This is a genomic window from Nocardioides marmoribigeumensis, from assembly GCF_031458325.1.
Classification (GTDB): Bacteria; Actinomycetota; Actinomycetes; order Propionibacteriales; family Nocardioidaceae; genus Marmoricola_A; species Marmoricola_A marmoribigeumensis.
Map to the genome: position 1 here is coordinate 3045877 of NZ_JAVDYG010000001.1, position 13332 is coordinate 3059208.

At 66.3% G+C, this 13332-nt stretch carries 9 protein-coding genes; 4 read left to right on the forward strand and 5 right to left on the reverse strand.

What is annotated here, in order from left to right; all coding sequences use genetic code 11:
* Positions 1 to 66 precede the first annotated feature (66 nt).
* Complete coding sequence (locus tag J2S63_RS14625) at positions 67 to 1566, forward strand: SIR2 family protein (protein WP_310303669.1); 1500 nt, start codon at positions 67 to 69, stop codon at positions 1564 to 1566.
* A 75-nt stretch (positions 1567 to 1641) separates the two neighbouring features.
* Here J2S63_RS14625 and J2S63_RS14630 read toward each other — a convergent pair whose 3' ends face one another.
* From J2S63_RS14630 to J2S63_RS14645, 4 genes are read right to left on the reverse strand one after another with little or no spacing between them, the layout of a single operon-like run.
* Positions 1642 to 1974: a hypothetical protein gene (locus tag J2S63_RS14630; RefSeq protein ID WP_310303672.1), complete on the reverse strand. Its 333-nt coding sequence runs from the start codon at positions 1972 to 1974 to the stop codon at positions 1642 to 1644.
* Positions 1971 to 3134 carry a hypothetical protein gene (locus J2S63_RS14635; RefSeq protein WP_310303673.1) on the reverse strand — a complete coding sequence of 388 codons (1164 nt, stop codon included), beginning with the start codon at positions 3132 to 3134 and terminating at the stop codon, positions 1971 to 1973. Before J2S63_RS14635 ends, J2S63_RS14630 begins: the two co-directional genes overlap by 4 nt.
* 25 nt (positions 3135 to 3159) lie before the next feature.
* Positions 3160 to 4167, reverse strand: coding sequence for a helix-turn-helix transcriptional regulator (locus J2S63_RS14640; protein WP_310303675.1), 1008 nt, complete (start codon positions 4165 to 4167; stop codon positions 3160 to 3162).
* A complete protein-coding gene (locus J2S63_RS14645; protein ID WP_310303677.1) occupies positions 4167 to 5066 on the reverse strand; it encodes a helix-turn-helix transcriptional regulator in 900 nt (299 codons plus the stop codon). The genes J2S63_RS14640 and J2S63_RS14645 overlap by 1 nt, the downstream gene beginning before the upstream one ends.
* A 139-nt stretch (positions 5067 to 5205) precedes the next feature.
* Between J2S63_RS14645 and J2S63_RS14650 the strand changes: the two genes are divergently transcribed.
* Entirely contained in the window at positions 5206 to 6471 is a 1266-nt protein-coding gene (locus J2S63_RS14650; protein WP_310303678.1) for a vWA domain-containing protein, read from the forward strand.
* A 122-nt stretch (positions 6472 to 6593) separates the two neighbouring features.
* Entirely contained in the window at positions 6594 to 7118 is a 525-nt protein-coding gene (locus J2S63_RS14655) for a hypothetical protein (protein ID WP_310303680.1), read from the forward strand.
* Positions 7119 to 7161: 43 nt separating this feature from the next.
* Here J2S63_RS14655 and J2S63_RS14660 read toward each other — a convergent pair whose 3' ends face one another.
* On the reverse strand, positions 7162 to 9786 hold the full coding sequence (locus tag J2S63_RS14660; protein WP_310303682.1) for a DEAD/DEAH box helicase: 2625 nt from the start codon (positions 9784 to 9786) through the stop codon (positions 7162 to 7164).
* Between the two features lie 121 nt (positions 9787 to 9907).
* Here J2S63_RS14660 and J2S63_RS14665 point away from each other — a divergent pair, with 121 nt between their 5' ends.
* On the forward strand, positions 9908 to 13318 hold the full coding sequence (locus J2S63_RS14665) for a helicase-related protein (protein ID WP_310303683.1): 3411 nt from the start codon (positions 9908 to 9910) through the stop codon (positions 13316 to 13318).
* Positions 13319 to 13332: the final 14 nt, after the last annotated feature.

The window sequence follows — 13332 nt, forward strand, 5'->3', positions numbered from 1 at the left end:
GGAGCAGTCGGCCACCTTCAGTGCAGCTGTTGGATAGCTGACGCGTGCCATGGACATGATGGCTGCATGGCATCCAGCAGCGGTATGACGGCCGCAGGTCACGTCTTCGTCGTTCATGGACGAATCGAGAACCTGACCCACGACGTGGCTGTGCTCCCGACCAGCACGAAGTTCAGCTTCAGGCCTTACTGGCACCCCATCCTCAGCACGAACACCGAGCAGTGGCGACCTGATGGCTGGCCCGCTGCCGGATTCGCTCGCGCCAAGGGGCGGGACGACATCTGGTTCGTCAATGTCGGTGGCAGGTCGAGCCACGGTGCCGACGCCCTCGTCGACCGATCCGTCGGCGCGCTGCGCGACATCGCCGCTACACGTCCCACTCCGTCGCGCAACCGCACCAAGGCGCTCGTGGCGTTTCCTGTCATCGGGATCGAAGGAGGCGGCCTCGGGCAAGAACGGGGCGACGTCGTACGGCGACTGCTGCCGGCGCTGACCGAAGCGGCTCGCGAGCTGGACCTCGACATCGCGCTGGTGACGCCAGATTCGTCGGTGTACGCCGCGGCTCAGCACCTTCGTCGCCAGGCGTCGAGCTGGGCGCTACCCGAGAACCAGATTCGGGAGGCCGAGCGGCTCGGAGAAATCGCTAGAAGCGGCGGACTGGCCCTGTTCATGGGCGCGGGAGTGAGCATTCCCGCTGGACTACCGACTTGGGGCGGACTGCTCGCTCAGCTCGCGGAGCGCCACCGCGTCGACACCTCTGGCAAGTTCCAGAAGCTCAGCGGTCTCGACCAAGCCCAGTACCTCCATAACCATGTCGAGAATCTCGGGATGGACGTCTGCTCCATCGTGGAGACGGTTCGAACACCCGCGCTCGGCCACGCCTTACTGGCGTCCCTCGGCTGTGCGGAGGCGGTCACGACCAACTACGACCGCCTGTACGAGGCGGCAGTGCTGATGCAGCGCGGGCCCGGCAACGTGGCAACCGTCCTTCCCTGGGAGCACCCGGACGCCGGCAAGCAGTGGATCCTCAAGTTGCACGGGGACGTGCAGAAGCCGGCAAGCATCGTCCTGACCCGACAGCAGTTCGTCAGCTTCGATGCACAGACGCGGCCCGCGGGAGCCCTGCTGCAGACCCTGCTGATGACCCGGCACGTGCTTTTCGTTGGCGCGTCACTCACCGACGACAACGTCATCCGTCTCGCCTACGAGGTCGACCACTTCCGCCGCAGCCACGATCTTGCCGGCACGGTCGGTACGGTGCTGGACGTTGAGGACGACGAGGTCAGGCGCGAGCTCTGGCGCGACCAGCTCTTCTGGGTCTCAATGGCAGGCGACGACGTCCAGCAGCGGTCTCGCACTCTCGAGGTCTTCCTTGACGCTGTGGCTGCTCATGCGTCGAGCGATGCCTCGTGGCTGCTCGACGAGCGCTTCAGCGGTCTCTCGGATGCCGACCGTGACCTTGCAGCGGCTGCCCGTGAGGTCTACAACCGCGCCTCTGGGGCTGGCCCGGAGTGGAAGGGACTGGCTGACTCGCTTGCACGGTTCGGCGCCCGCTCAGGTCGCTGAGCCCGAGACAGCGCCGAGCGCGGCTCCGCGCCGTGTCGAGGACCAGCTTCGGGTCGGTCTGCCCGGCGTTGGTTGTTACAGGCCGCCGGAGGAATCCCAGATTGCAGCGAACTCTGCCTCAACGGTGGGCCAGATCTGAACCATCGCATCGTCAATGCTCGTAACGATCGCGGTTTGCGGCGGGAAGATGACGAACTCGTGCGGGATCGTCCGGCCAGCCGAGTCTGTTCGCCCGAGCGGGTCGGGAAAGCGAATTGCGACCGTCGTACCAGTTCGGTAGCAGACACGGTCGACGGTGGGTGCGCCGGCAAACGCGTTGTCGTACACGGGCAGCGGATCCGCGAAGCCTCCGTCACGGAGGAAGCGGAAGCCCCATGTCCGGCCGCGAGTAGCCCAGATCAACTTCATCCGACGCTCTTGACGAGGACCGCTTCTTCCTCTGCCGTTTGCAGGTCCGCACGGAAGCCCGCCAGGGTCCCCGAGAGGTTCTCCTGCGTGGACGCTGCGGCGGTATCGAGGTCCTCGAGCCGGCTGCCGGCGGATTTCAACGCCTTCTCCACCCGAGGCAGCAGTCGGGTCAACGCGAGGCTGACTACGGTGGCGACCTTCCCCCTTCGGCCCGCGAGGATGGCGGCGAGGCCGGTGATGCTCCCGAGGGCGGCGGCCACGATCTCCGCTCCGCTGACCAGCTCGATCGCCACCTTGCGCGACACCCTGCCGGCCTGCACCCACCTGACGTGGCGCTCGAAGGGCAGGATCGCCGCCATCGGGAGGACCAGGTCGACGCCCACGCGGCGATCGACCTCGATGGCGCCTGGACTGAACTTCGCTGACGACATGATGACGAAGTCCTCACCGACGGACAGCGCACCGTCAGACTCGACCAGCCCGCCCAGCACGCTGCGCAGGTCGACTAGCTCGTCACCGACCTTCTCGATGACCAGCTCCTTGAACGCGTGCACATCCAGGTCGGGCAGCAAGTCGGACTTGGACAGAGCCACCACCCAGATACGTGGGAACACTGCGAGCGGCTCGCCGTCCACGAGCAGGTCGTCCTTCAACCGGATCAGGCTGTTGCGGAAGTTGCCGAGCAGCGACTTCAGGTAGCGCTCCTCCTCCCCGACATTGTCGAGGAGCTTCTGGCCGTCGACCAGGATCAGGGCTACGTGTGAGCTGAGGAGGTCCCGAAAGGTCGCGACCCGCCGTTGCTCCTCCTCAGGCCCGCTGACGTCATGCTCGAACCACTCGCCCGGGTAGTCGTGCCAGGCCAGGCGCATCGCGTCGTAGCTCCGGCCCGCTAGTGGCCCTGTCGCCTGCTCGCCCTTGAACTTCAGCAGGAAGCAGTAGGTCGTGGCCTTGAACTTGTTGGCCGCGGGGACGGTCGCTGAGTTTTTCATGCCGAGGTAGTTCTGGTGGAGATGGGTGCCCTGTCCGCCACTTTCGGCGACAAGGTGGAACGCGCTCTTCTTGATGTTGCGTGGCTCCTGGGCAGACCCGTAAAAGCTGGAGAGCATGACGGTCTTGCCGCTGCCGCTCTCTCCGAAGACGGCGATGTGCTGGTCGAGCACTTTCCTGCTGGGCATTCGTGGGACCTCAGTTCGGCTGTGCGGACAGATGGGAGGCGTGATGAGCGATCAGGTCGTTGATGACGGCGCTGGCTCCGCCGACGTACTCCGCCGGGACCCGTGACCGGGACCCGCTCGCCAGCATGAGCAGTGCCAGCCGCTGGGTCACCGGCTCGAGCAGCTCGAGCTCGGCGTCAAACCGGTCGGGGTCCTCCTCGACGACGTGATGCCGTTCGGCATAGAGCGAGACCGCCCAGCGGGCGTCCTGAGCGAGGTCGACGCGCACCTTCTTCGTCTTGCGCTGCTTCTCCAGCAGTCGCGCGGCACCCGGTGGTTCCTCGAAGGTCTCGTCGAGCACCTCGACGGATCGGATGTTGGAGAGCAGGAAGGTGCGCAGCGTGCCGTTGTACTCCACCGGTCCGGCGTCGACCTCCCACCCGCGACGCGTCTGGACGAGCCGGAGCGGTTCGATGACTCGCTCGCTGACGCCTTCCCGCCAGGAGCGGGAGTAGACGATGCGCACCCGCCGGTGCTGCTCCTCGGCCTGGCGTAGCGCGGCGACGAACTTGTTCCACGGGCCGACCTCAGGCTGGGTCGTCGGCGCGCCGTACATGGTCTCCGCGATCAGCTCGAGCGCACCCTCGAGGTCATTGTCCGACGGGTCGGACTCGAGCAGGGCCATGCCCGCGGTGTAGAGGACGGCGAGGTCACCGGCGCTGAGGTAGTCGGCGCCGAGCAGGTCCTGACGCCCCTCGCTCACCAGGCGTACGACGGTCGCCTCGCTCCGCTCGGACTCGGTGCCGCCGTCGTCGGTCTCGGGCTGCACGAACTCGATCGCGGGCCTTTTGAAGAGGTCGTAGTCCCACCCCCACGAGTCGAGCCCGACGTACGTGACCAGGTCCTCGCGAAGCGTCTCGACATCGACGCCGAGCTGCTCAGCGACCGTGTGCAGCGGGAGACCATCGGGGTACCCGGCGAGCAGCGTGAGGACCTGGGGCAGACGCGCGATGCGCTGGACGAACTTGGGGGCGGCCATCAGGCACCGACCAGGTCGCGCAGCTCGTCCAGGACCTCGTCGCGGAACTCCGGCGGGTCGACGATCTCCACCCGCCTCCCGAGCATGTAGATCCGTGCCCGGAAGGCCGCCCGGTGGGTGACGGTGTAGGTCAGGTCGACGACGCCGTCGTGCTCCTCCTCCTTGGCGGGTGGGAGCAGCCAGCGCTCGACGTCGGGCGTGAGCTCGGGGGACGTCCGCAGCGTCACCTCGAGGGGTGGGTCGATGTCCCAGCGCAGCGGGTGCAGCGCGAGCGGGGGAGTGTCGACCGGCTGCGCCGTGTCGGGCAGGTCGAGCGTCACCGCACTCATGCGCGCGACGGCGAAGTGCTTGAAGACGTCGCTCCCGTCCTCCTGGCCCGTGAGGTACCACTGGTTGTTCTTGAACCGCACCGCTCCCGGGTGCACCACTCGCGGCGTCCCTTTGTAGGAGAACCTCACCAGCGCCCGCGTCGTGACCGCCGTGAGGCAGAGCGACAGCTCGGTGGACTGCGGGATCACCTCGGAGTCGACGTCCGCCGGCAGGCTGCTCGCCTTCACTCCCAGTCGCTTCGCGAGGTCCGCACGCTCGGAGAGGATGACCGCTCGGTGGAGCGCGTCGAGCTGTGCCGGCGTCAGCCGAAGGCGGAGGCGGTTGTCGCCCGACACCATGCGGTAGCGCGCGGCCTCACCGGCGCCCGCGATGTTGTCGATCTGCCAGCCCTGGTCGCGCAAGTGCTTGAGGTCCTTGCCGAGCTGCGTGCCCGGGTCGGCGTCGCCGTACTCCGCGACCTCGAAGAGCCGGTCGCGTCGCACGCCCACGCTCCCCGCGTCCTCGAGCACGGCCATGATCCGCACGAGCCGGGTCATCGCCTTGAGCGCGTCGCGCCCCGGTGCCGCCAATGCAACCAGCCCCCGATCGTTGGTTGAGGTGCGAGCGAAGCGAGCCTCGACATCTCTTAGACCCTTGTGTCGGACCCCTCCCGCACCCTTCCGTCACCGACCACACCAGGTCAACCGCACGACCACAAGGGGGACCCCCATGAAGATCAACACGCTGCTCGACGTCGACCTCGTCGCCCACGAGGCTGAGGACGAGGTCGCGCTGCTCCTGGAGCTGCAGGCTCCGTCCGCGCCCATCGACGCGACGCGGCCGCGAGCCTCGCTGGAGGTCGTGCTCGACCGCTCCGGCTCCATGGCCGGCGGGCCGCTGGAGGGCGCGAAGAAGGCGCTCGTCGCGCTCGTACGCCGCCTCGAGCCGACCGACAACTTCGGCCTGGTCGCCTTCGACGACCACGCCCAGGTCGTTGTGCCGGCGGGCCCGCTCACCGACAAGGACGCCGTCATCGCACGGATCCAGTCGGTGCTGCCGGGAGGGATGACCGACTTGTCAGCGGGCTACCTCCGCGGGCTGCGCGAGCTCAGGCGAGTCGCGGGTGCCGGTGGCACTGTGCTCGTCGTCTCCGACGGTCATGTCAACTCCGGGGTCAAGGACCCCGACGAGTTCGCGACCATCACCGCCAGGGCGTATGCCGACGGCCTCGTCACCTCGACCCTCGGCTACGGCGAGGGGTATGACGAGACGCTGCTCTCGACGATCGCCAGGGCCGGCTCGGGCAACCACGTCTTCGCCGCCGACCCGGACGGGGCCGGGGCCGCCATCGCGGGCGAGGTCGACGGCCTGCTCGACAAGGTCGTCCAGGCAGTGTCCCTGACCGTGCACATGGGTCCGTCCGTCGAGCTCGTCCGCCTCTACAACGACCTCCCCGCCGAGCTCCTGGCACCGGGAGTGCTGACGATCGAGCTCGGCGACCTTTATGCCGACGAGGCCCGCAAGGTCCTGTTCAAGCTCATGGTGCCTGCGAGGACCGCCCTCGGTCTCGCTCAGGTGGCGACCCTCGAGGTCGCCTACGTCGAGGTGGCCAGGCTGGTCGAGCACGTCCACACGATCCCGATCACGGTTAACGTCGTCCCGGGCGACGAGGCGGCCGGTCGCGTCGCCTCACCGACGGTCACGTCTGAGGTCCTCTTTCAGGAGGCTCAAGACGCGAAGAAGCAGGCCTCCGAAGCGTTCGAGCGGGGTGACGTCGTCGCCGGCACTCGTCTGCTGGGCGAGACCAAGTCGCGGCTGGCGGAGGCGCTCGAGGTCGCACCGCAGGACGCGGTGCCCGACATCCGGGCCCAGCTCGAGGAGGTCGACCAGATGGAGACCTACACCCAGATCCACGGGGCCTCGTACGTCTCGAAGATGAGCCGGGACTCGTTCCACCGGAGCAACAGAAAGCGGGGCCGCGGCACGCCGCTATGAGGTACCTCCGGGCGTGGGTCAATCGAGTTTTGGGTCAGCACCGACCTGTTGAAACGGTCCGCGCATCGTTAACATCGCGGGCAGAATCTAGAGGAACCGACTCGGCGGGAGACAGGCAGGTCATGACAGAAGTAGCACCATTCGGCATCGAGATTTTCTCAAATGCTGCGCTGTTGAAGGTCGAGGCAGACTGGGGCCGCGGCATTCTTCTGGTCGATCCGCCCCGTCCGCACCCGGCGTTCGCGACCTACCTCGTTCAGATCGACAAGCGTGGTGAGGTGGTGTGGGTTAAGGGGATCTCCCGAGAGTTCGATGACGACGCTTACGGCTATCAAATCCGGTCCAAGGTCGACGAGGTGGCCGGGCAGGTGCGACGGCGTTATGGGTTTGGGTCGCAGAAGGACTTTCTCTACGCGGATTCGATTTGGGACGAGCCTCGCGACTGGGAGATGAGCATGCGGCAGAACGAGCGTGTCTATTCCTATGTCTGGGACCACACCTGCGCCAACTTGCCCGACCAGCTAGCGACCGTATATCTCGGTGCCTCCTGGTTGTCCGACGCAATGGTGATGATGATCGAGTACGCGTCTCCGAGGCTGGAGGCGGCGGAGCGTGAGCAACAGGAGGACTTGTCAGACCTGCTGTAGTCACCTGCCTCACCCGTGAGGTGACAGCCGGAGGCGCCGGGGGTCAATAGGTGTCGGTTCCTAATAGCCGCTCGCGTTCCGCCGCTACAACCTCACGTGCGACCTCGGCGTCCGTGATGTCCAGCGCCTCCGGCGCGCTTCCAGCTGTCTCAGACTCACGGGCGAAGTCCTCGAAGAGCTCCTTCTTGCGCGCCAGGATCTCGGTGATTCGCTGATCGACTCCTTCTTCAGACAGCAGCCGGTGCACCTGGACTGAGTCCAGCTGTCCCATGCGGTGTGCCCGGGCGATCGCTTGCCACTCCATGGTCGGCTTGAGCTGAGGTTCGCAGATCACGACGACCGAGGCCGCCTGCACGTTCAGCCCCACACCACCGGCGACAATCTGCGCGACCAAGACCGCTCCACGCTGGGCTGTCGAGAAATCGTCGACCATTTGCTGTCGCTTGGCTGGGGGCACGCCGCCATGTAGGGGTCCGATGACGCGGCCGGGCATCGCAGCAGAGACGATGTCGAGTACGTCTTTGAAGTACGAGAAGACCAGCACCTTGCGGCCGTTGTCTTCGGCCTCCTGCACGATCTCAATAAGCCGGCGCAGCTTCTCGGACTCGGCACCGCCTCTAAGAGCCGCTTGCCGCATTTGCATGAAGTTCCCGGCCAATACCGCCGTTCGATAATGACACCGGTCCTGGGCGGAGAGCGGCAGCCACTCGGTGACCTCGACGAGCGGAGGCAGCTCAGTCAGCACATCCTCCTGATTGCGCCGCAGGTACGCGGGAGCCACTTGCTTGCGGAACTGACGTGGCGCGAACTCAGTGGCAGTCACGGACAGGTCTGGACGGAGGTAGCCCACCAGGTTGCGGAACTCGTCGATTCGATTCTCTAGGGGAGTTCCGGTGAGCAAGATGGTCCGGCTGGCCTGTCGGATGAGACCTGCCGAACGCCGGCTCCGCTGAGCGTCTGGGTTCTTGATGTAGTGCGCCTCGTCGAAGGTGAGGCAGGCGACTGTGAAGCCGGAGGGAAGGCGGCCCTCGAGCCAGCCGAGGGTGTCGTACGTCGTGACAGCGACGCCACCGTGCCTGGACCATGATGCGAGGGCCTGGTCTCGCCCGGGACCGTGCAAACGATGTGCGCGCAGCTTCGACTTGGCCTGGATTTCACGCACCCAGTTCGTCACGACGGCGGCCGGGCAGACGACGAGGTGGTGATGGTCGCCCTTTGCTCGCAGGTGGGCCATTACGGCGAGAGCTTCGACAGTCTTTCCGAGCCCCATCTCGTCCCCGATGATCACCTTGCGTTGAACGAGCGCGAACCGAGCAGCGAAGGATTGGTAGCCGCGCAGCGAAGCTTTGAGCTGGGAGGTGTCGAGCTTGAGCCGGCGAATCGCGTCGACGATCTCAGCCGGCAGGTCTCCTTGCACCTTGGCTTCGTCCTCGACGAGGAAGCCAAGCTCGGCGAGAAGCGCATAGAAGTCGGCCGGCCGGGCGAGGAAGTCATCCCAGGGATCTTTCGCGGGTCCAGCTGAGCGCTCGCCGCCGGCGGCCAGCCGCTCAACGGTGGCCAGAGCCGCGCGTAGTTGCGGAACGCTCCGGGTCTCGGGAACCACGATCAACTGTCGCGTCTCGCGCGGGAGGCCACGGAGAAGGGGCCGGACGGTCGACACGGTCTCCAGGTCGTCGCTGGCTCCGCGGATCGAGCGGACGCGGTCCCAGTCCTGCAGCGCTCGCAGTAGCGCGGTCGCCTCCCGCGAGCGGTTCTTGAGGTCGAGCCGCACCGGCAGGTCGTCGAGGACCGTCTGCCAGAGCGTGCGTGCAGCCCCCAGCATCCGGTTTCCCGTGGTGTCTCCGACTCCGGGCAAGGTCAGGATGCGCGGACCTTGGTCGAGGACTTGCTGGACGGTAGTGATCCCCGCTGTCGTGAGTGCTCCCAGGCGCAGCTGCCCCTTGGTCGTCTCCTTCAGTCGGTCAACGGGCATCTCGCTGATCAGCCTGCGAGCGTCCGCCTGCCGTACGACGTCGCCCGCCGCCTTCGCCGCCCGCCTCACCTCGGTCTCACGCCGCAGCGCGCGGTCGATCTCGTCGAGGGCTGCCAGCGGGCCGGCAAGGCGGATCTGGGGCAGGAGCTCTGCCGCTGCCCCCACCAGCTTCCGCAGCCCGACGCCCCCATCGAGGGCGCTCTCGAGCGGGACGGTCGGCGTGCTGCCCGCGTGCCAGGTCTCGACCCGAGTGAGCTCGGCCTCAACCTCGGGGTGCCCCAGCCAGTGATGAAGATTCACCAGATAGGAAGCAGCCTGGCGCCCCTGCTCTCGGCGCTGCGCACTCGCGAAGCGGCGCCTGAGGCCGCCGAGGGCCTTCACGTCGTGCAAGGCCTGCTGGGCCCCGCCCGCCAGCTGGTGGACGCCCTGGCGCACGGTGGGGCTCCATGCCGGCGCGGTCTGCCGGCGTGCCAGCGCGGTCAGGAGTCGCAAGTCGGAGTCTGAGAGGGCCAGAGTCCGCCAGGCCACTCCGCCGCCGACAGCCTGGGCCGCCAGCCGGTCTCTCAGAGTTTGAGCGGCATCATGAGCATCGCCTTCGACTCGTTGCTGCTGGTTGGTCAGGGCCAGGCTGCGCCGCCGCCACGACCGCACGTGGTCGATGGCGGTCTGGAGATGTGGGTATTCCGCAGTTTCCATGGCTCCCCGAGTCGCTGGACGAGCAGCAGAGTAGTGAGTCCGGGCTGACAGGCGCAGCAGACCATGGAAGGGTCGGACCCTGTCGGTAGCGTTCTCGAACTGCCGTCCAGGGAGGTTGCTCGTGCAGTTAGAACAGCTCAAGGCGGGTCTGCGGATCGACGGCCTCATCCCGGCTGAGGTCATCACGGTGGTCGCTGCGCAGTGGCATGGCTCCGACGCCGTGGAACTTACGTACAAGAACTCTGCCGGTGGGCTGGGTCAGCAGGTCGTCTTTCGCAAGGACGAGGAGAAGCTCAGCATTGCCCAGACCGGCAGCCGAGCCTTCGACGCCTCCGCAAGCGACTTCAAACTCGTGGCCGAGGCTCAGCGGATCACGCTGGCCGGTCTCTTTGACCCGATGCTCGCAGTGGCGACGAGCGATGTGCAGCCGCTGCCGCACCAGATTCGGGCGGTATACGGCGAGTTGTTACCTCGCACTCCGCTCCGGTTTCTGCTTGCCGACGACCCCGGTGCCGGCAAGACCATCATGGCCGGCCTTTACATCAAGGAGCTGTTGCTTCGTGACGACGTGAAGCAGTGCCTCATCATCGCGCCCGGTGGACTTGTCGAGCAGTGGCAGGACGAGCTGTTCTTCAAGTTCGGTCTCCGGTTCGACCTGCTCACGAACCAGCTGATCGACGCCCAGGTCAACTTCAACGTCTTCGAGACCAACCCGCTGCTGATCGCGCGGATGGATCAGCTCTCCCGCAACGAGCAGCTCCAGGCGCAGCTCAAGGAGACCGAGTGGGACCTCATCATCGTCGACGAGGCCCACCGCATGGGGGCGCACTACTTCGGCGGCGAGCTCCGAAAGACTAAGCGCTTCCTGCTCGGCGAGCTGCTCGGTCAGATCACCCGTCACTTGCTCCTGATGACCGCCACGCCGCACTCCGGCAAGGAGGAAGACTTTCAGCTCTTCCTCACTCTGCTCGACCGCGACCGTTTCGAGGGAAAGCAGAAGAAGAGCGCTGACGTCAGCGGCATCATGCGCCGCATGGTCAAGGAAGACCTCCTGACGTTCGAGGGCAAGAAGCTGTTCCCCGAGCGCATCGCCGAAACGGTCCCGTACGAGCTCACGGCCCTGGAGTACGACCTCTACGAGGACGTAACCCACTACGTCCGCGAGGGGATGAACCGCGCCGAGCGCATCGGCGGCAAGCGCAAGAACACAGTCGGCTTCGCCCTCACCGTCCTCCAGCGACGCCTCGCCTCCAGCCCCGAGGCGATCTACAAGAGCCTGGTGCGACGCGCCGAACGGTTGGAGCGCAAGAAGCAGGAGATCCTCAACGGCACCTATCGCGAGGTCGAGCCCGACATCGACCTGAGCGAGATCGACGACGACGAGTTTAATGCCGAAGAGATCGAGGCAGCCGAGGAGGAACTGCTCGACGCTGCGACGGCTGCTCAGACAGTTGAGGAGCTCAACGCCGAGCTCATCGAGCTCGGCGAGCTCGTTAAGACAGCGCGTCTCGTACGCGAGGCCGGCACGGACCGCAAGTGGACCGAACTGTCCACCATCCTCCAGGACAACGCCCTCGTCACCGACGCCAACGGCTGGCCGCGGAAGTTCATCATCTTCACCGAACACCGCGACACCCTCGACTACCTCCAGGGCAAGATCGGCTCCCTGCTCGGCAAGCCGGACGCGGTTCGCGCCATTCACGGTGGAGTTCGTCGGGCCGAACGACGGCAGATCACCGAGGAGTTCACCAAGAATCGCAACTGCCAGATCCTGCTGGCCACCGACGCGGCCGGCGAAGGTCTGAACCTCCAGGCCGCTCACCTGATGGTCAACTACGACCTCCCGTGGAACCCCAACCGGATCGAGCAGCGCTTCGGCCGCGTCCACCGCATCGGCCAGGAAGAGGTCTGCCGCCTCTGGAACCTCGTCGCCTCCAACACGCGCGAGGGCGAGGTCTTCACCCGCCTGCTCGAGAAGCTCGACCAGATGCGCAAGACCTACGGCGGCAAGGTCTTCGACGTGCTCGGAGAAGCCTTCACCGACACCCCGTTGCGCAACCTCCTACTGGAGGCCATCCAGTACGGCGACCGCGCGGACGTGAAGGCCAAGATGCACGAGGTCATCGATGCCTCCGTAGGCGACGGGCTCAAGGACCTGCTGGACGAGCGCGCCCTCGCTTCGGACCACCTCGCCGACGCCGACCTGCAGGCCCTCCGCGCCGCGATGGACGAGGCCCGGGCACGTCGCCTTCAGCCGCACTACATCGAGCTCGCCTTCAAGGCAGCGTTCACCAAGCTCGGCGGACGTATCGCCAAGCGTGAGCAGGGCCGCTACGAGATTGCCAACGTGCCTCAGCACATTCGGTCCGGCGGCACGGGACCGATCGCCACCAAGTACGATCGGGTCACCTTCGACCTCAGCCACGTCCAGCCCGATGACCTCGCGCGGGCCGACCTCCTTGCACCCGGTCATCCTCTTCACGACGCGGTCATGACCGAGGCCATCCGCAACTTCGGCGGGGCACTCAACCAGGGCACGATCCTCGTCTCGTCCACGCTGGAGGAACCGCAGCTCCTTGTCGGCGTTGTCGAGGAGGTCGCCGACGCGACCGGCGAGTCCGTGGCCAGACGCTTCGGGTACGCCTTCGTCGACAGCTTCGGCACAGTTAGCCCCGCCGGGCCTGCGCCGTACCTGGATTGCGTCGCGGCACCAGCGGGTCCGGCAACGGACGCCGCGAGGCGACTGGGCTGGCTCGGCGACGCCGAGGACAGGGCGACGAGCTGGATCATCGCCAACCAGCTTCCCGAGTACCTCGCCGAGGTCCAGCCGCGCCGCCTTAACGAGCTGACCAAGGCACGCGACCTCGTCACCAAGCGCCTGAGCGCCGAGAGTGAACGACTCCTGCTCGACGCCGCCATTGCTTCGGAGAGGGAGCAGAAGGGTGAGAAGCCGAAGGAGTCCTCAGACAGCCTGAACCGCAAGGCTGTCGAACTCGACTCGCGACTCCGCAAGCGCCTCGCGCTCCTCGATCAGCAGCAGTTGATGTCGACGAAGCCGCCGCACATCGCCACCGCGGCACTGGTACTGCCCATCGGGATGATAGAAGGCGCGATCCCGGCGACTGCGCCGATCCACGCGAAGGAGACCAAGGCAGTCGAGCGTCGCGGCGTCGATCTTGTCCTTGCCCGTGAGCGGGAACTCGGGCGCAAGCCAGTCGAGCAGGCCTTCAATAACAAGGGCTTCGACATCCTGTCGGCCGACGCGAACGGCGACACCTATCGGATCGAGGTCAAAGCGCGCATTGAGGGCGCGAAGGACTTCTTCGTGACGCATAACGAAGTCATGACCGGCAAAAATGCCGTACCGCGCTACCGACTCGCGCTCGTTCGGGTCGATCAGCGCGGGGCGCAGTACGACGAGGTCCGCTACCTCAGTGACCCGTTCGCCACCACAGACCTTGGCGACTTCGAGGCCACCGGCGTCCGTGGCGACTGGGCAAGAACCTGGTCTAAGGGAACGGCGCCGTTCTGATGGGAACGAGTGGC

What these genes read in the sequence shown, in the direction of transcription:
- J2S63_RS14640 (WP_310303675.1), bottom strand. Translation starts at nt 4,167, where the DNA reads ATGGCCGCCCCCAAGTTCGTCCAGCGCATCGCGCGTCTGCCCCAGGTC.
- J2S63_RS14655 (WP_310303680.1), top strand. Translation starts at nt 6,594, where the DNA reads ATGACAGAAGTAGCACCATTCGGCATCGAGATTTTCTCAAATGCTGCG.
- J2S63_RS14650 (WP_310303678.1), top strand. Translation starts at nt 5,206, where the DNA reads ATGAAGATCAACACGCTGCTCGACGTCGACCTCGTCGCCCACGAGGCT.
- J2S63_RS14660 (WP_310303682.1), bottom strand. Translation starts at nt 9,786, where the DNA reads ATGGAAACTGCGGAATACCCACATCTCCAGACCGCCATCGACCACGTG.
- J2S63_RS14625 (WP_310303669.1), top strand. Translation starts at nt 67, where the DNA reads ATGGCATCCAGCAGCGGTATGACGGCCGCAGGTCACGTCTTCGTCGTT.
- J2S63_RS14630 (WP_310303672.1), bottom strand. Translation starts at nt 1,974, where the DNA reads ATGAAGTTGATCTGGGCTACTCGCGGCCGGACATGGGGCTTCCGCTTC.